The following is an 18,242-nucleotide window of genomic DNA, read 5'->3' on the forward strand; positions in this document are numbered from 1 at the left end:
GATCACGATATGGAGCGCGGATCCACCGTTCAGTCGCGGGAATCCGGCTTCCCACCGGCCTCCGGCTTCGCCTCGGCCCCGGCTTCGGGCTTCGCCTCCGGCGCCGGGTCTGGCTTGACCTCCGGCTTCGGTGCCGCGTCCGGCTCGGAGTCCGGCTCAGGGTCCCCATCCGTGGCCACGTAGCCGACCACGCCGCGCAGCCGTCCCACCGGGATGGCGCCCCTGCGCAGCAGCCTGGGCACCGCCGTGGTCAGGTCGAGGATCGTGGAGGGGATGTTGTCCTCGGTCGGGCCGCCGTCGAGGTAGACCCCGACGGAGTCGCCCAGCTGCGCCTCGGCCTCGGCGGCCGTGGTCGCCGCGGGGGCTCCGGAGCGGTTGGCGCTGGAGACCGCGAGCGGACCGGTCTGCTTGAGGAGTTCGAGGGCCAGGGGGTGCTGCGGCATCCTGATGGCCACGGTGCCCTTGGTGTCGCCCAGGTCCCAGGAAAGGGACCGGTTGGCGCGGCAGATCAGCGTGAGCGGGCCGGGCCAGAAGGCGTCGATGAGGTCCTGGCCGTACGGGCCGAGGCTGTCCACCAGGGCCGTGGCCGCGCGCACGGTTCCGACCAGCACCGGCGGGGGCATGTCGCGCCCGCGCCCCTTCGCCTCCAGCAGCTTCGTGACGGCCGGCGGGATGAAGGCGTCAACCCCGACCCCGTAGACGGTGTCGGTCGGGAAGACTATGAGCTCGTACTTCGGGATGGCTATTACCGCGTCGGCCAGCCCCATAGCCCGCTGATCAGGGTCTGAGCAGTCATAACGTCGACTCACGGCAAACCATCCTATTCTTGCCTATTCTTGGCCGAAACGGGCGGTAACGAAGCGGTCCCTGCGGGTCAGGTCTTGGCGGCTACGCACATCACGCCAGCCGTTGTCCTCGGGGAAGAGCAGATATACCGCGGTTCCCTGCTCGTCGGCGTGCTCGACGGCGACGAACCCGCCGGGACGCAGCAGCCGCCTCGCGGTCCGCTCGACGGCCCTGACCTCGTCGAGGCCGTCGCTGCCCGAGCCGTACAGCGCGCGGCGCGGGTCGTAGTCACGCACCTCGGGATCCCTGGGGATCGCACCCGGCGGAATGTACGGCGGGTTGGAGATGACCAGATCGACCTGCCCGTTGAGTTCGGGCAGCGCGTCGGCCAGGTCTTCGGGGTGCAGGTGGACCCGGCCCTGGCCGTGTTCGAGGATGTTGCGCTTGGCCCAGCGGTAGGCGTCGGGATCGACCTCGACGGCGTGCACGATGGCCAGCGCGATCTCCTGCGCGATGGACAGCGCAATGGCGCCGGAGCCCGTGCCGAGGTCGACGACCACCGGCGAGGCGACGTCCATCTCCCGCAGCCGCTCGATCGCCCATCCCGCGACGACCTCGGTCTCCGGACGCGGGACGAACACCCCGGGCCCCACTTCAAGGGACAGGTAGCGGAAGTAGGCGCGGCCGGTGATGTGCTGGAGTGGCTCGCGGGCCTCACGCCGGGCGATGCCCTCCCAGAACAGCGCGTCGAAATCCGCGTCGGTCACGTTGTGCAGCTCGCTGCGCCGTACTCCGTGGACAAAGGCGGCGATCTCCTCGGCGTCCGTGCGTGGCGACGGCACACCTGCCTCGGCGAGCCGGGCGGTGGCGAGGGCGATCTCGTCCAGCAGAAAGGTCATGGGCGCGTTCTATGAGTGGTCTGCGAGCTTCTCCGCCATCTCGGCGTCGAGCAGGGACTGAATCACAGCCGTGAGGTCGCCGTCCAGCACCTGGTCGAGGTTGTAAGCCTTGAAACCGACGCGGTGATCGGAGATGCGGTTCTCGGGGAAGTTGTAGGTGCGGATGCGCTCGGAGCGGTCGACGGTGCGGATCTGGGACTTGCGCTCGGCCATGGCGGCGGCGTTGGCCTCCTCCTCCGCGATGGCCTGGAGACGGGCACGCAGGATGCGCATGGCCGACTCCTTGTTCTGCAGCTGGCTCTTCTCGTTCTGGCAGGAGGCGACCACACCGGTCGGGATGTGCGTGATCCGTACGGCGGAGTCGGTGGTGTTGACGCTCTGGCCGCCGGGACCACTGGAACGGTAGACGTCGATCCTGAGGTCGTTCGGGTCGACCTGCACGTCGACCTCCTCGGCCTCCGGGTAGACGAGGACGCCCGCGGCGCTGGTGTGGATGCGCCCCTGCGACTCGGTCACCGGCACCCGCTGGACCCGGTGCACACCGCCCTCGAACTTCAGCTTCGACCACACGCCGTCGTCGCCCCTGGCCTTGACCGCCACGGTGACGTCCTTGTATCCGCCCAGGTCGGAATGGGTGGCGTCGATCAGCTCGGTCTTCCAGCCGACCCGCTCGGCGTACCTGAGGTACATCCGCAGGAGGTCTCCGGCGAACAGCGCCGACTCCTCACCGCCCTCGCCCGCCTTGATCTCCATGATGATGTCCTTGTCATCGTTGGGATCACGCGGGATCAGCAGGTGCCTGAGCTTCTCCTCAAGCTCGGGGACACGGGCCTCGAGCTCCTTGGCCTCCTCGGCGAACGCCTCGTCCTCCGAGGCCAGCTCCCTGGCGGTCTCCAGGTCGTTGTGGACCCCCTGGAGCTCACGGTAGGTGTTGATGATGGGAGTCAGCTCGGCGTAGCGCCTGCCGAACGTACGCGCCTGCGTGGGGTTGGCGTGCACGGTGGGATCGGCGAGCTTGAGTTCCAGCTCGGCGTACTCACTGAGCAGCTCGTCGAGATTCACCGTGCGTCCTCCTCGAAGTCCTGACGAAACCTGCCTCATCACCACGAACGCCGACCCGGGGTACTCCTCGCGGGCGAGGAGCGTTCCGGGCCGGCGTCGGGATGAGAGCTACTGGCCCGTGGTCTTCTTGCCGAAGCGCTTCTCGAAGCGCGCCACCCGGCCGCCGGTGTCCAGGATCTTCTGCTTGCCCGTGTAGAACGGGTGGCAGGCGGAGCACACGTCGGCGTGGATCACGCCGGACTTCGCGGTGCTGCGGGTGGTGAAGGTGTTACCACAGGTGCAGGTCACCTCGGTGGTGACGTACTCCGGGTGAATGTCGGGCTTCATGTCCTTCGGTTCCTCTCCAATGCGCGGTCGCCGGGTCGCCACTGTCTTTCGCCTGTTCGAGGCTTACGCGCTGTAGCACACCGAGGTGCGCGCGGGCGGGAACCGGAACCGCTGCGGTTCGGCTACCAGTGTGCCAGATGCTCCAACCATCCCAGGCCACGGGACATTCCCGGAGACCATGATCGGGTTCGTATGGACGGGTCCCATTCGTACCACTAGGCTCCGGTGCCCAAACCGTAACTTTTATCACTATCTTCACCCAAGTTGGGGGCCCAAAGATGAGGAACGGAATGCGGTTGCTTCTGGCCACCGCGACGGGGGCAGCCGTCTTCGCCAACGGTACGGTCACAGCCCTCGCCTCCCAGTCCGCCCAGTCCAGCGCCCGCGCGGACACCCGCTGCTCCGGCTCCGCCGAGTTCTCCAAGGTGGAGTGGACCGAGGCGTTCGTCCCCCTCAAGGACAACAACGACGTCACCGTCACGGCCACCCTCAAGAACCCCTTCAAGAAGGGCGCCGACGGGAAGTGGGCGAAGGACCAGGACAACAAGGCTGTACGGGACATCACCGCCCTCGGCGGGGAGATCGTCAAGGCCGGGGCGACCACCGGCGCGAAGGTTGAGCTCGACCTTCCCGCCACTCCCACCATCACCGCGGACAACGAGCAGTCGGCCACCCTCGGCGAGGCCAAGGTGACCGGTAAGTTCACCGTCACCAAGGACGACAAGGACGGCAAGTGGCTGCTCAAGCTCAACCCCGTCCGCGGTAGCGCGCAGCCGTGTGTCGAGGAGATCGCGGTCGGCCCGCAGCTCAAGCTCGCGGGTGCCTCGGTGACCGACCCGGTCGTCGTCACCACGAACGACGACACCAAGGTCGCCGTCAAGGCCACCGTCCTCGGCGGCGCCACCTCGGTCTCGGCCCACCTCTACAGCAACGACGGCAACGACTCCGTCGACCTCAACCTCGACAAGGGCAACTCCGCCAACTCGTGGTACCAGGACACCTGGTTCGACAGCGACTTCAACACCGGCTCCTGGACCCTCGACGTGACCGTCACGCGCGGCAACGAGAGCATCAAGTACGAGCGGGCCGACGTCTTCACCGTCCAGCTCAAGAAGGCCAAGAAGAAGAAGGCCAAGACCAAGGTCTCCTTCGACGTCAACGCGAACAAGGTCCGCAAGGGCAAGACGGTCCGCTTCTACGGCGCCGCCTACCGGGGCAGCTCGGCCTACTCCGGCAAGGGCGTCGAGCTCTACTACCGCAAGAAGGGCTCCACCAAGTGGGTGTTCTTCGCCATCGCCAAGGCCAACCGCAGCGGTAAGTACAGCAAGGTCGTCAAGCCCAAGGCCGACGCCTACTGGCGCGCCGTGGTCACCGGCAACAGCACCACCTCCGGGTCGACCTCCGGTTACGAGTTCGTGGACGTCCGCTGACCACGAGCCCCACGTCACCTGTACCGCTCGCGTCCCCAACCCCGGGCGCAAGCCGTACAGAGGACTGACCGGCCGACGAGGACCGGGAGCGCCCGGCGGCACGGACCGCCGGGCGCTTCGCCGTTCCCGGCCGGGAACGCCTCACAACCCCAGATACGCCAGTACGGCCAGCACCCTGCGGTGGTCGCCGGGGGCGGGGTCGAGGCCGAGCTTGGTGAAGATGCCGGAGACGTGCTTCTCGACGGCCCCCGCCGTGACCGCCAGCCGGACGGCTATCGCCGAGTTCGAGCGGCCCTGCGCCATCAGGGCCAGCACCTCGCGCTCCCGCCCGCTCAGGGAGCCCAGCGGACCGCCCGTGTGGTGGCGGTCGAGGAGCCGGTCGATCACCTCGGGGTCGAGGACCGTCCCTCCTGCCGCGACCCGGCGCACGGCGTCGAGGAAGTCGGTCACATCCGCTACCCGCTCCTTGAGCAGGTAGCCGAACGGTGCGGCTCCCCCACCGGCCAGTTCGGCCGCGTAACGCTCCTCGACGTACTGCGACAGCACCAGGACCGGCAGGGCCGGCTTCAGCGCACGGGCTTGGAGGGCCGCACGCAGTCCCTCGTCCCGATGGGTCGGCGGCATCCGCACGTCCACGATCGCCAGGTCGGGATCGTGCTCGGCGACCGCGGCCACCAGCGACGGGCCGTCGCCGACCGCCGCGACGGTCTCGATCCCGCCGTCATCGAGGAGCCTGGCCAGGCCCTCCCGGAGCAACACGGAGTCCTCGGCGATCACCACGCGCATGGTCCAAGTGTTCACCAGTCACAGGGGAGTTCGGCGCGGATCACGGTCGGGCCGCCCGGTGGGCTGTCCACCCCGAGGACGCCGTCAACGGTCGCCGCCCGGTCCGCCAGGCCCGCCAGCCCTCCTCCCGGACGGGCGAGCGCGCCGCCGGAACCGTTGTCGCGGACCTCGACGGACACCCGCCGGTCGCGCAGGCCGACCCGGACCGAGGCCTCGGTCGCCCCCGAATGCTTGGCCATGTTGGTCAGCGCCTCGGCCACCACGAAGTAGGCGACGCTCTCCACGGCCGCCGGAGGCCGTTCGGCCAGTTCCACCGAAACGGCGGCCCGCACGGGTGCCCTGGCCGCCAGCGCGGACAGGGCGGCGTCGAGGCCCCGGTCGGTGAGGATCGCCGGGTGGATGCCCCGCGCCAGATCGCGCAGTTCGGCGATTGCGGCCTTGGCCCCCTCGTGGGCCTGGGCGAGCAGCCGCCTGGCGGTCTCCGGGTCGCTGTCCAGTTTGACCTGGGCGCGCCCCAGATCCATGGCCACCGACAGCAGCCGCTGCTGGGCGCCGTCGTGCAGGTCACGCTCGATCCTGCGCCGTTCGGCCTCGGCCGCGTCCGCCCCGCGCGCCCTGCTGGCGCGCAGCCGGGCCGATCCGGCGATCTTCTCCCCCGGGCCGAGCAGCGCCATGGCCAGCTGCCCGTGCAGCCGTGCCATCCCCCGCGTCGCGTACAGCGCCGCGACGAGCACCCCGAGCCCCGCCGGAACACACGCCAGCGCCCCGGCCGGGCCGTCGACCGTCAGCTCGCCGACGATCCGCACCTCCATCACCCCGGACAGCACCAGCGGCGGCGTGACGAGCAGGGCGAGCGCGACGGCCCACAGGGCGGCCGAGACGACGAACTCCACCAGGCCGACCAGCGGTAACAGCAGCAGGTACAGCAGGTCCTTCCAGGTCGCGGGGTCGGCGAGCGCTCCTCCGCAGCGCAGCAGCGGGTTGCCGCCCCCACCCGGCCGGTAGGGGTCGGGGATCCTGACGCCGAAGGCCAGCCCGACGAGACGGCGTTCGAGCATCGCCGCGCCACGCCAGGCCACCATGGTCAGCGCGAGCAGCGGCGCCCCCACCCAGGCGACCGCCAGGGTCAGCGAGAACGGGATCACCGAGACCAGCACGGCGAAACAGACCAGGCCGTGGAACACGCTCCCCAGGAGGTACGGCAACGCCCGCCAGGTCATCGGGTCGACGAACATGCCCAGTGGACCGTTGGGACCCAGCGGGACGCGCAGTCTCAGCGGTGTCCGCGCCACGGGCGCCGTCCCGGCCGTCATGCGCGCCTCCCCACGCCCTGTCCGCTGTGCCCTGTAAGTGCCCTCGACGGGTCTTCCCGAGGTATGGATATCCCGGGGAGGCGGATCTCACAAGGGCCGGACAACGGTGAACGCCCCGGCCGTGAGGGCCGGGGCGTTCACCGTACGGGACGGGTGGGTCAGTCGCGATCGGAGCTGACGGTCGTCGTCCTGACCTGGAGGAGGAACTCCGCGTTGGACTTGGTCTCCTTCATCTTCTCCAGGAGAAGCTCCAGAGCCTGCTGCATGTCCAGCGCGTGCAGCACACGCCGCAGCTTCCAGATGATCTGGAGCTCGTCCTTGCCCAGGAGGATCTCCTCCTTGCGGGTGCCGGACGCGTCGACGTCAACCGCGGGGAAGATGCGCTTGTCCGCGAGCTGACGGTTGAGCTTGAGCTCCAGGTTTCCTGTGCCCTTGAACTCCTCGAAGATGACCTCGTCCATCTTGGAGCCGGTCTCGACCAGCGCCGTGGCGAGGATCGTCAGCGAGCCGCCGTTCTCGATGTTGCGGGCGGCACCGAAGAAGCGCTTCGGCGGGTAGAGCGCGGTCGAGTCGACACCACCGGACAGGATGCGTCCCGAGGCCGGGGCCGCCAGGTTGTAGGCGCGGCCGAGGCGGGTGATGGAGTCGAGGAGCACGACGACGTCGTGACCCAGCTCGACCAGGCGCTTGGCCCGCTCGATGGCGAGTTCGGCGACCGTGGTGTGGTCCTCAGCGGGACGGTCGAAGGTCGAGTGGATGACCTCGCCCTTCACCGACCGCTGCATGTCGGTGACCTCTTCGGGACGCTCGTCGACCAGGACGACCATCAGGTGGCACTCGGGGTTGTTCCTGGTGATCGCGTTGGCGATGGCCTGCAGGACCATGGTCTTGCCCGCCTTGGGCGGGGAGACGATGAGACCGCGCTGGCCCTTGCCGATCGGGGCGACCAGGTCGATGATCCTGGTGGTCAGGATGTTCGGCTCGGTCTCCAGGCGCAGCCGCTCCTGCGGGTAGAGCGGGATGAGCTTGTTGAAGTCGGGCCGCTGCCGCGCCTGCTCCGGGTCCATGCCGTTGACGGTGTCGAGGCGGACGAGGGCGTTGAACTTCTCGCGGCGCTCGCCGTCGCGGGGCTGACGCACCGCGCCGGTGATGACGTCACCCTTGCGCAGGCCGTTGCGGCGGATCTGGGCGAGTGAGACGTAGACGTCGTTGGCGCCCGGCAGGTAGCCGCTGGTCCGCACGAAGGCGTAGTTGTCGAGGATGTCCAGGATGCCGGCGATCGGGATCAGGACGTCGTCGTCACCGACCACGGGCTCGTTGCCGTCGAAGCGGTCGCGCCCACGGCGGTTGCGCTCCCTGAACCGGCCGCGACGCCCGCGACGGTCGTCGTCGTCGCCCACACCGTGCTGGTCGTTGCGGTCCTGCGGGCCGCGGTTCTGCTGGTTCCTGTCGTTGCGGTCACCGCGGTCGTTCGACCGCTCGCCCCGGTCGTTACCGCGGTCGTTGCGGTCGTTCGACCGCTCCCCGCGGCTCTGGCCCGCGTCGGCGGCGCGCTGGTCGGGACGGCCCTCGCCGCGCTCACGCCTGTCGTTGCCGCGCTCGCCGCGCTCACCGCGCTCACCGCGGTCGCCGTTGCGGCGGCGGTCGCCGCGCTCACGGCGGCTCTCGCCGCGCTCGGGTCGCGTCTCCGCCTGAACCGGCTCGGCCTGCTGCTCAACGACGGGAGCCGCGACGGGCTCGGCGGCGACGGGAGCGGGGGCCTGCTGGACGACGGGAGCGGGCTGCGCCTGCTCGGCGACCGGCTCCGCGGCCACCGGGGCGGCGGCGCGGGAACGTTCCCTCCGGCTGCGGGCCGGACGCTCGGCGACCGGCTCGGCCACGGGGGCCGCAGCGGCGGCGGGAGTGGGAGCCGCAGAGGCCTCCTTGGCCGCGACGGGAGCCGGGGCGCTCTCTGTGGCTACGCCCTGCTTCTCCTGGATCGCCGCGATGAGTTGGCTCTTGCGCATCCGCCCGGTCCCGCTGATGCCGAGGCCGGACGCGATGGCCTGCAGCTCAGGCAGCACCATGGCGGACAGGCCGGTGCCGGAGCGACGGCGCGGCTTGGCCGCGGCGCGGGTGGGGGTGTCGCCGGCCGTCGGCGATGCGCCGGCGGCGTCGGAGAGGAGTTCGGTGGTGTCGCTCACTAATGGGTCCTTCCCAGGGGTCGGGCGTGGCCATGATCAGCCAATCGTCCCGGTGGTGCGATCGACCCGGTGGGACAGACCGGGTCGGGTTGCACGTCGCGATCCTCGACGGCCCTTGGGGACCGCCGCCACTGTCGGGGAAGGGCACATCCATGCCGTCACCATCGAGATTCGCCGACGGTGGGGCTTGGAGGACACCCCCCGGATTGCTACCGGCAACCAGATGTCGAGGTAGTTCGAACGCGCATGTCCCCTCAAACGCCGCCTCTCGTTGCCCCAACCGAATGTGGAGCATTCGGAGGCGACGGATTCGGGGAGGCCACTGCGGCCCTCATGCCCCACGGTGTGGGAAATGAGACAGCGATGTGTGGCTGACAAGCACGCACCCAACAAGGGGGCACCTGGTGCGGCTACCAGCCTAACATCACCAGCGCACACAGCTATTCCCTGAAGGTCGAAGAGGTATCAGCGTGTCTCGGGAGAGACAACACGGGCACCGCGGGTTTCGACATCCAGTGGCTGGATGAGCCAATCCGTACCCACTTCCGGTGCGATCAAATCCTGCGTATCCACTGTGGAAAACGCAAGAATTGTGGGACCCGCTCCCGAGACCACGGCGGGGACCCCGATGCCGCGCAGACGTTGTACCAGATCCGCCGTACGCGGCATCGCAGGCGCGCGGTAGTCCTGGTGCAGCCGGTCCTCGGTCGCGGCGAGCAGCAGCTCCCGCTCGGGCCTGACGGTCAGCGCCGCCACGAGAAGCGCGGCCCGCCCCGCGTTCGCGGACGCGTCCGCGTGCGGCACGCTCTCAGGGAGGAGTCCCCGCGCGACCTCCGTCGAGAGGCGTTGTCGGGGAACGATGGCTACGGGCCGGATGTCGGCGTGCGGAACCAGTTTCAGCATATGCGGCGTGTTCGACCGGTCCGTCCAGGCGACGGTCAGGCCGCCCGCCAGGCAGGGGGCCACGTTGTCGGGGTGTCCCTCGATCTCGGTGGCCAGGGCGAAGACGTCGTCGTCGCCGAGCGAGGACGTGCCCGCGAGCGCCCTGGCGGCCAGGACGCCCGCGCAGATCGCCGCGGAGGAGGAGCCCAGGCCCCGGGCGTGCGGAATGCGGTTGAGACAGTTCAGCCGGATGCCGTGTGGCTGCGGCAGGCCCATCCGCTCGAAGGTCGTGCGCATCGTCCTGACGATGAGGTGCCCCTCACCCTGGTCCAGCTCGCCGGCGCCCTCTCCCGAGACGGCGATCTCCACCGTCCCGGTATGGGAACCGTCCGGGGTGAACAGGCTCGCCTCGACCTCGTCGTAGAGGCCGAGGGCGAGTCCCAGGGTGTCGAACCCGGGCCCGAGGTTGGCCGATGTCGCCGGGACCCGGACGGTGACCTTGGTGCGTTCGGTCATCGAGAATCTGGGGCGCGAGCCCCTGGCGTGGCCATGGGCGTGGAAGGCCCCTCCTCCTATCTGCCTGCTGTCCGCCTGACGCGGGACGGTCTGCCTGATGCTTCGGGAGTGCGCGCGAAGAGCCGCGGCGGCGGGGCCGCCGCGGCACGCGGGTCGGGGAGGTGCCCTGCGGACGGACGGTTCAGGCGAGTTCCAGCGCCTGGGCCGCGGCGTGGGCGTCGACCGAGATCGTCAGCGGGGTCGGCGCCCCGGAGATCGCCCAGTCGGGGTCCTTGAGGCCGTTGCCGGTGACCGTGCAGACGATCCGCTGGCCGGGGTCGACCAGGCCCTGGGAGTGGGCCTGCAGCAGGCCCGCGACGCTGGCGGCGGAGGCCAGCTCGACGAAGACGCCCTCCTCCTGGGCCAGCAGCTTGTAGGCGGCGGCGATCTGACGGTCGGTCACGGCCTGGATGACGCCGCCCGAGTCGTCACGGGCCGCCTCGGCCAGCTGCCAGGAGGCGGGGTTGCCGATGCGGATCGCGGTGGCGATCGTGTGCGGGTGGGGCACCGGGGCGCCGTTGACGATCGGCGCGGAGCCGCTGGCCTGGAAGCCGAACATGCGCGGGCTCCTGGTCGCGACGCCGTCCTTGGCGTACTCGGTGTAGCCCATCCAGTAGGCCGAGATGTTGCCCGCGTTGCCCACGGGGATGCAGTGGATGTCCGGGGCGTCGCCGAGGGCGTCCACGATCTCGAAGGCGGCGGTCTTCTGGCCCTGGAGCCGGAACGGGTTGACCGAGTTGACCAGCGCGATCGGGTAGCTCTCGGAGAGCTTCCTGGTCATGTCGAGACAGTCGTCGAAGGAGCCCTCGACCTGGATCAGCTTGGCCCCGTGGACGAGCGCCTGCGCCAGCTTGCCCATCGCGATCTTGCCGCGGGGCACGAGCACGGCGCAGGTCAGGCCCGCGCGGACGGCGTAGGCGGCGGCCGAGGCGCTGGTGTTGCCCGTCGAGGCGCAGATGACGGCCTTCGCGCCCTCCTCGACGGCCTTGCTGATGGCCATGGTCATGCCACGGTCCTTGAAGCTGCCGGTCGGGTTGGCCCCCTCGACCTTGAGGTAGACGTCGCAGCCGGTCAGCGCCGAGACCCGGTGTGCCGGAACGAGCGGTGTGCCGCCCTCCAGCAGCGTGACGACGGGCGTCGCCGTGGTCACCGGAAGTCGGTCACGGTACTCCTCGATGAGGCCACGCCACGCCCTGCTCATCATTGCTCCTCCCGCGCGTTCCCAGCACGCGCGTTCTACCTGCGGTGTTAGGCAGCAAGTCTACGGGTAATGGGATCTGAACCGGGATCTGCCGTCCACCAACTGGACACCTCAAGCGTCTCCCCAGGAAACGCTCAGGAAGCGTGGGTAGTGTCATCGGGTCCTGAGAAGCGGGAACGCAGACAAGGAGCGGCGGAACATGGCGGGCGGAGTGGCGACCAGACGGCCCCCGATCCGGCACAACGACTACTCCCCTCTCGATCCGCCGCCACTGGGCGACTGGGCTCCCTCCCTGTCGGTCAGCGTGGTCGTCCCCGCGTACGGCGGGCAGCACGCGCTCGACCTCACCCTCGCCTCCCTGGCCGCGCAGACCTATCCCGGTCACCTCATGGAGGTGATCGTGGTCGACGACGGCAGCGATCCACCGCTGCGCCTGCCGGACATCGCCCCCGAGGGCGCCAGGATCGTTTCCTCCGCCTCGGACGGCTGGGGCATCGCGCACGCGCTCAACACCGGTGCCGCCGTGGCCGAGGGGCGGATCATCCAGCGGCTCGACGCCGACATGGTCGTCTGGCCCGAGCACATCGAGGCGCTGGCCCGCTGGCACCACCTGAGCGACTACCTGGTCACCATCGGCGCCAAGAGGTTCGTCGAGGAGCCGCCCCCGGACCTCTCCCCCGAGGGGCTCTACGAGCACGCGCGCGCCGGCTCCCTCAGCGAGGTCCTCGACCTGTCGAACGCGCTGGCCAGTTCGACGGAGCAGACGATCTCCCGGACCGACGGCCTGCGCAGCAGCCGCAACCCCTACCACGTGTGCACGGGGCCGACGGTCTCGATGCGGCGGGAGACCTTCCACGCCGTGGGCGGGGTCGATCCCGGCGTGCTCAGGGGTGAGGACACCGAGTTCGCCTACCGGCTGGCCACCCACGGGGTGGTCTTCGTCCCGGACATGGCGGCCAGGGCCGCGCACCTGGGGCTTCCCGCGCAGCGGGTCGACCGGGACCGGACGGTCAGGGCCGTCGCCCCCTACCTGGCCCACCGGGTTCCGCTCCGCCGCGACCTGCGCAAGGACGGGGGCAGACGGTGGCTGGTGCCGTACGTGGAGGTGGTCCTCCATGTCGACGGGGACGAGAGGCAGGTGCGGGCCGCGGTGAGCGCCGCGCTTGAGGGTTCGGTCTCCGACGTCCGGGTCACCCTGGTCGCGCCCTGGTCGCGTCTGTCGCCCGGACGGCACTCGGTGCTCGGCGACCCGTCGTTCGAGCTTCGCGTGATGCGGGAGCACTTCGCCCACGACGAGCGGATCAGGCTGGCCGACGAGGTCGTCCCGACGCCGGGGCCGACGCCGTTCCGTTACACGGGGCCGGTCTCGGTCCCGCTCGGCAGGGAGACGCTGGAGCGGATGATCGCCGCGGTCCAGGAGGACCGGTCGGGCATGCTCGTCGTCGATCTCGGTGAGGACGGGTCGGCGACGCTGGAACGGGCGGAGGCGCTGGGCAGGGCCAGGCTGCTCGGCGCGGACGACGTCGTCACCTCGATCAAGGCCACCCACGGGGTACGGCACGGCACGAAGGCGGAGTTCTGGCCCGCTCCCCGGCGTCAGGCACCCAGGCCGGCCCCGGCCAAGACCGCCAAGCCCTGCGCGAACCAGTCCTCCGCCTCCAGGGCGACCCGGTCCCTGCGTTCCAGGCTGGGGGCGGCCTTCAGGGAACTGCGGGCCTGACGGCAGGGGTCTCGCCCTGCTCCTGCTGCGGGCGGGGAACGACGCGCCGCCGTACGACCAGGCCGAAGGCGACGACGAGCAGGCCCGCGACGCCCGCGACAGCGAACGGCGCCGCGGGCCGCCAGGAGCCGAAGAGCGTCCCGCCGACCGCGGAGATGACGAGGATGCCCACGGCGCCGCAGAGCGTCTGCACGCCGTAGGCGGAGGCGCGCACCGCCGGGGGGACCTGCTGGGCCAGCAGCGGACCCGCGCTGACGATGGCGGCGATCTCGCCGAGGCCGATGAGCGCGGCCACGGCCATCATGCCCGAGCCGAGCGGGTCGTCGACCAGCAGCGTGGACAGGTAGGCGACGGCGGCCAGGGCCTGGGCGACCAGGACGGCGTCCTGGCGGCGCAGCCGGTCGCCGAGCCAGCCGAACAGCGGGGCCCCGAGGGTGGCGACCGTCTGCGCGACGCCGACCACGGCTCCGCCTCTGGCCACGGCCTCGACGGGGGACAGGCCGCCCTCCCTGACGCCGTGGACGACGACCCACAGCGGCAGGAACGCCGCGACGATGGACAGGTCGGCGCGGGCCACGAAGGAGGCCGCGTACGACAGCGCGACCCCGGGGTCGCGGGCGAGCGCGAACCCCTCCCTGACCAGGCGGACCAGCGGGATTCGCGCCGAGGCGGCGTCCACCCTGATCCTGGAGATGGTGACCCACATCAGCGCGGCGACGGCCAGGACGATCACGGCGACGATCAGGAACGAGTAGCGGGCCGCGTCGACCGTGGCCGCCCTGCCTCCGTCCCCGCCGAGGTTCCTCTCGATGATCGCGGGCAGGCGGACCAGGCCGAGGACGGCCACCATGGCGCCCAGCCCGCTGAACAGGCCGATCAGTCCGTATGACTTGCCGCGTGAGCGGTCGCGGACGTAGTCGATGGCGACCGTGGCGAGCATGCCGTTGAGGGCCGCCACACCCAGGGCGAAGACGACCCTGAGCGCGACGAGCACGGTCACGTTGCCCGCGTAGGGGAACAGCAGGGTGGACAGGCCGCACAACGCGAACCCGGTCACCACGACGGGCCGCCTGCCGAAGCGGTCGGCGAGCGCGCCGTACCAGGGGAGGCTGAGGATCATCGCGATCTCGGCGGCGGCGGCCAGCAGGGCGACCACCCTGCCCTGGTCGGCTCCCTGGCCGTCGAGCACACCGAGCAGCAGGAGCGGCTGGGCGGCGGGCAGGAATGTGATGATCATGGTCGCCGCGAACGCCATGATCATGGACGCCACCAGGTTGCCTGGGCTGATGCCGTCGGACAGGTGAAGCCCGGCGAAACGGCGCGGGGGAAGGGCGGCCATGCGGCGATCTTGCCAGCCGCCTGATCACTTCTCCAGCGTTACCGCTCGATATGATCACGACAATTCCGGAAATATTTCTACCGGGGAGCAGCACGTGACCGATCAGGCACTAAAAGGCATCAACACCCAGATACCTAACGTTGCACGCATGTACGACTACTATCTGGGCGGCAAGGACAACTTTCCCGCTGACCGGGAGGCGGCGGAACGGGCCCTGACGGTCGTCCCCGAGATCAGGCACAGCGCCAGGTCGAACCGCGCCTTCCTGCGCCGCACGGTCGACTTCGTCGCCAGGACGGGCATCGACCAGTTCCTCGACCTCGGAGCCGGGCTGCCCACCCAGAACAACGTCCACCAGGTCGCCCCCGGCGCCAAGGTCGTCTACGTCGACAACGACCCGACCGTGCTGGTCCACGGCAGGGCGATCCTCGGCAAGAACGAGAACGTGACCATCGTCGAGGGGGACATGCGCCGCCCCCGCGAGATCCTGGAGCACCCGGACGTCCGCGCGGCGATCGACTTCGACAGGCCGGTCGGTGTCCTGCTCCTGGCGATCATGCACTTCGTGCCCGACGAGGACGACCCCTGCGGGATCCTCGCGACGTTCCGCGAGGCCATGGCCCCCGGCAGCCACCTGGTCATGTCACACGTCGCCATCGACGCCAGGCCCGCGGCGGCCGACGGGGTCACCAAGGTCTACGACCGGGCCTCCTCACCGTTCGTGGCCAGGACCAGCAAGGAGATCGTCCGGCTGTTCGAGGGCTTCGACCTGGTCGAGCCCGGCATCGTCAACCTGCCCGAGTGGCGCCCCGCCCCCGGGGACACCGTGCCGTACAAGGGGATCGGGTCCTACTTCCTGGGCGGGGTCGGAGTGGTCAACGGCGACGGGTGATCGCCCGCTTCACCGAGGACAGCAGACCGTACTGGACGACCTTCCTGGCCGCGGCCAGTTCCTTGCGGAGGGTACCGACCTCGCGCCGCAGCTCGACGGCGCTCCTGCGCCAGCGGCCCGCCTCCTCGCGCCACCGGGTCACCTGGCCGCGCAACCGCTCGGCCTCCTTGGTGAGGCGGGCGATCTCGGCCTGTGCCTCCGCCCTGGCCCGGTAGGCCCCCCTGCGCCCGGCCGGGGTCCTGGCCTCCCGCAGGAAGCCGTAGGTCTCCCCGTCCGCCCAGAAGGTGCCGAAGGTGTCCTGGACCGCGTCGTCGAGCGGCTCGCCGTCGGCGGCCACGATGGCCGCGCGGGCGAAGGCCGCGGTCCGCTCCAGCCTGGCGACGATGAGTCCCCGCTCCGCGTCTTCCGCCAGGAGCACACTGACCAGGCCGTATCCTCCGTCCGTCGCCAGGTCGAGCAGTCTGGCGAGGGTGTCCTCCCCCGGCGTCCATCCGGCGGGCAGCCGAAGCCGGTACGGCACCGCCCCCCACGACGACTCCCCCGGCCGTCCCGCCTGTCCCGGGGTCAACGAGGTGAACCGCACCCGGCCCTCGTGCGCGTAGTGGCCGAGGATCAGCGTCAGGTCGAGGTGGGGGTCGCGCAGCGGGGCACGTCCCTCGACGCCCGCGTGCTCCCAGGGGCCGGGGACGGTGACCGCGACGTCGGGCACGGTGCCCGCGAGCACGGCGTCCACACTCGCCCTGACCTCGTCGTAGCCGGGGTCGCCGTCGCTCTCGACGACCACCTCCAGGTAGGGCACCTTCCACTGCCGCGCCGGGTGGGAACGCAGCCAGCGGTAGGCCGGGATCCGGTCGGCGACGAAGGCGTGACTGACCCGGTCGATCGGCGCCTTGTCACGCATCCGCATGGTCGGCCCCAGGTGGAAGGCGCGGGCCAGCGGCTCGGGCACGAAGACCGCGCCCGCCTGGGCGAGCCGGTAGCCCATCTCGGTGTCCTGACCGAGGACGAGATCGGTGTCCATGGGGCCCGCCTCGGCCAGCAACGCGGCGTTGACCGAGGTCGCGCCGCCGACGTGCAGGCTGAAGGCCCGGCTGCGGCCGTCGGTCAGGCCCGAGGTGCGTTCGATGAGGTCGACCAGCCAGGCGTGCGGCTCGGCGGGCTCGAACAACTCGGCCAGGTCCGGCGCCTCGGCCACCTCCCGCGCCGTGGGCAGCGGCGCGGGTGTGAAACGCAGCCGCCCCGTCACCACGAGGTACGGCGCCGCGTGGTGCCAGCGCATGTGCGCCTCGACGGCCTGCCGGTCCAGGACCACGTCCGAGTCGAGCCAGTGGACCACGTCGCCGGTCGCGGCCCGCAGCCCGGCGTTTCGCGCGTGCGCCCTGCCCGGGACCGGGCAGGCGACCAGCCGGGTGCCCGCGGGCCTCAGCTCGGGCAGGCGCAGCGGCGGGTCGCTGCCGTTGTCGACCACGATGACCTCGGTCAGGTCCTCGGGGTAGGTCTGGCCCGCGAGCCCGGCGAGCACCAGGTCGAGCTTGTCCTGGCCGCCGTAGGCCGGCACGACCACGCTGACCCGCAGCGACGGGGTCCAGGCCCCCGGCTCCGGCGGGGTGAGGCTGCGGTAGTCGTTGCCCACGACCCGCGCGATCACGAGGCCTCCAGGATCAGGCTCGGCGCGAAGCCGTACCACTGGTACGACGCGACACGCAGGAAGTGGGCCAGCGGCAGCCGCCAGGTGTGCTCGGCGCTCACCGAGCGTCGCAGCACGTAGCCGAGGCCGTGGGTGCGGTAGATCCGTGCCCCCTCGGCGTGTGCGGCCTTCAGGAAGGCCGCGTCGACCCCGCGCGGCAGGGCGGGGAAACCCCCGGTCCGCGTGAACAGGTCTCTGCCGCTCAGGATCGTGCCGCCCGCGACGTGGTCGGACCAGATCTCACTGGTGTAGTCGGTGCGGCGGACCGTGACGCCCAGGGGCTCCAGGTGGAAGAACTCGGCGGCGGTGCCCACGATGTCGGCGCCCGAGTACGCCCTGGCCAGCAGGAGGTCGGCCAGGTGCTCGGGACCGTACCAGTCGTCGTCGTCCCACTTGGCGACGTACTCTCCCGACGCTCCGGCCGCCGCCAGGTTGAGCACCTCGCCGAAGGGCACGGCCGCGGGTGCCTCGGTCACCCTGACCGGCAGGCCGCTGTCCTCGACCGCGCGCCGTGCCTCGGGGTGGTCGGCCGGGACGCCGTGCAGGCCGAGCAGGACCTCGGTCTCGACCCGGCGCTGGGCGGCGATCTGGGCGAGCGCCCCGCCGAGCAGGTGCGGGCGCATGGTGGACATCACGACGCTGACGGACGGGGTGCCCCGGGGAGGGACGCCCAGCAGGGACAGGCCGTGGCGGCGCAGCCGTACGCTGTGCTCCTCCCTGCGCAGGGCGGTCACCGAGTGCGGCGGCGGGTTCTCCTCCGGCTCTCCGGGGGTCCAGGCCGCCAGCAGGCGGGCCAGGCCGGGCTCGGCCCAGCCGGGCGAGGCGGCGGCGCGCAGCGGGACTCCGGCGGCGGCGAGCGCGGTGAGCGCGCCCGTGGGGACCTCCTGATCCGGCCAGCCGACGTTCAGGCCGAGCAGCGGCCTGAGCCTGTCGATCTCGGCGGCCTCCGGGCGCTCCCCGACTGGCTCACCCGCCGCGAGCCATCCGGAGCCGGACCACGTCAGCTCGGCCATCCCCTCCTTCGCCGTCCGCAGGAAGCCCGCCGGGGTCGCGGAAAGGGTCGGAACGGGCCCTGATGGGGGCGGGGACGTGGGCGGTGACGCGGAAAGAGCGGGGGAGGGCACCGACGCAGGATATCGAGGCCGGGAGATCACTTCCCAGCGCGTTCCAGGGTTGACAC

15 protein-coding genes are annotated in these 18,242 nt (G+C 70.9%); 3 read left to right on the forward strand and 12 right to left on the reverse strand.

From position 1 onward, the window contains the following. Positions 1–29: 29 nt before the first annotated feature. From ABT340_RS06555 to rpmE, 4 genes are all read right to left on the reverse strand, one after another. A complete protein-coding gene (locus tag ABT340_RS06555) occupies positions 30–809 on the reverse strand; it encodes an L-threonylcarbamoyladenylate synthase (RefSeq protein ID WP_352009662.1) in 780 nt (259 codons plus the stop codon). 21 nt (positions 810–830) lie between these two features. After that, on the reverse strand, positions 831–1,685 hold the full coding sequence (gene prmC / locus ABT340_RS06560; RefSeq protein WP_352009663.1) for a peptide chain release factor N(5)-glutamine methyltransferase: 855 nt from the start codon (positions 1,683–1,685) through the stop codon (positions 831–833). 9 nt (positions 1,686–1,694) lie between these two features. Beyond that, positions 1,695–2,747, reverse strand: a complete 1,053-nt coding sequence (prfA, locus tag ABT340_RS06565; RefSeq protein WP_352009664.1) for a peptide chain release factor 1 — start codon at positions 2,745–2,747, stop codon at positions 1,695–1,697. A 108-nt stretch (positions 2,748–2,855) separates the two neighbouring features. After that, complete coding sequence (gene rpmE, locus ABT340_RS06570; protein ID WP_352009665.1) at positions 2,856–3,074, reverse strand: 50S ribosomal protein L31; 219 nt, start codon at positions 3,072–3,074, stop codon at positions 2,856–2,858. Positions 3,075–3,364: 290 nt separating this feature from the next. On the opposite strand from rpmE, the gene ABT340_RS06575 reads away from it, so the two are divergent. Beyond that, positions 3,365–4,504 carry a hypothetical protein gene (locus ABT340_RS06575; protein WP_352009666.1) on the forward strand — a complete coding sequence of 380 codons (1,140 nt, stop codon included), beginning with the start codon at positions 3,365–3,367 and terminating at the stop codon, positions 4,502–4,504. Between the two features lie 141 nt (positions 4,505–4,645). Here ABT340_RS06575 and ABT340_RS06580 read toward each other — a convergent pair whose 3' ends face one another. The 5 genes from ABT340_RS06580 to thrC all read right to left on the reverse strand — a co-directional run bounded on the left by ABT340_RS06580 (position 4,646) and on the right by thrC (position 11,424). Next, on the reverse strand, positions 4,646–5,290 hold the full coding sequence (locus ABT340_RS06580) for a response regulator transcription factor (protein WP_352010163.1): 645 nt from the start codon (positions 5,288–5,290) through the stop codon (positions 4,646–4,648). 11 nt (positions 5,291–5,301) lie between these two features. After that, entirely contained in the window at positions 5,302–6,603 is a 1,302-nt protein-coding gene (locus ABT340_RS06585) for a sensor histidine kinase (RefSeq protein WP_352009667.1), read from the reverse strand. Between the two features lie 158 nt (positions 6,604–6,761). After that, complete coding sequence (gene rho / locus ABT340_RS06590; protein ID WP_352009668.1) at positions 6,762–8,786, reverse strand: transcription termination factor Rho; 2,025 nt, start codon at positions 8,784–8,786, stop codon at positions 6,762–6,764. A gap of 465 nt (positions 8,787–9,251) precedes the next feature. Further along, entirely contained in the window at positions 9,252–10,184 is a 933-nt protein-coding gene (thrB, locus tag ABT340_RS06595) for a homoserine kinase (protein WP_352009669.1), read from the reverse strand. Positions 10,185–10,365: 181 nt separating this feature from the next. Beyond that, the gene (gene thrC / locus ABT340_RS06600; RefSeq protein WP_352010164.1) at positions 10,366–11,424 is read right to left on the reverse strand and encodes a threonine synthase; all 1,059 of its coding nucleotides are present in this window, start codon (positions 11,422–11,424) and stop codon (positions 10,366–10,368) included. A 199-nt stretch (positions 11,425–11,623) separates the two neighbouring features. On the opposite strand from thrC, the gene ABT340_RS06605 reads away from it, so the two are divergent. Next, positions 11,624–13,144 (forward strand): glycosyltransferase family 2 protein, encoded by a 1,521-nt coding sequence (locus ABT340_RS06605; RefSeq protein WP_352009670.1) that lies wholly within the window; start codon positions 11,624–11,626, stop codon positions 13,142–13,144. Here ABT340_RS06605 and ABT340_RS06610 read toward each other — a convergent pair. Further along, on the reverse strand, positions 13,125–14,483 hold the full coding sequence (locus tag ABT340_RS06610) for an MFS transporter (protein ID WP_352009671.1): 1,359 nt from the start codon (positions 14,481–14,483) through the stop codon (positions 13,125–13,127). The genes ABT340_RS06605 and ABT340_RS06610 overlap by 20 nt on opposite strands. Positions 14,484–14,577: 94 nt before the next feature. Here ABT340_RS06610 and ABT340_RS06615 point away from each other — a divergent pair, with 94 nt between their 5' ends. After that, positions 14,578–15,375, forward strand: coding sequence for an SAM-dependent methyltransferase (locus ABT340_RS06615; RefSeq protein ID WP_352009672.1), 798 nt, complete (start codon positions 14,578–14,580; stop codon positions 15,373–15,375). Here the strand turns inward: ABT340_RS06615 and ABT340_RS06620 are convergent. Continuing rightward, positions 15,359–17,023 (reverse strand): glycosyltransferase family 2 protein, encoded by a 1,665-nt coding sequence (locus tag ABT340_RS06620; RefSeq protein WP_352009673.1) that lies wholly within the window; start codon positions 17,021–17,023, stop codon positions 15,359–15,361. The two genes, ABT340_RS06615 and ABT340_RS06620, sit on opposite strands and share 17 nt — an antisense overlap. Continuing rightward, positions 17,020–18,075, reverse strand: a complete 1,056-nt coding sequence (locus ABT340_RS06625; RefSeq protein WP_352009674.1) for a glycosyltransferase — start codon at positions 18,073–18,075, stop codon at positions 17,020–17,022. Before ABT340_RS06625 ends, ABT340_RS06620 begins: the two co-directional genes overlap by 4 nt. Between the last annotated feature and the right edge of the window lie 167 nt (positions 18,076–18,242).

The sequence above is a fragment of the Streptosporangium sp. NPDC000239 genome, from assembly GCF_040300765.1.
Taxonomy (GTDB): domain Bacteria; phylum Actinomycetota; class Actinomycetes; order Streptosporangiales; family Streptosporangiaceae; genus Streptosporangium.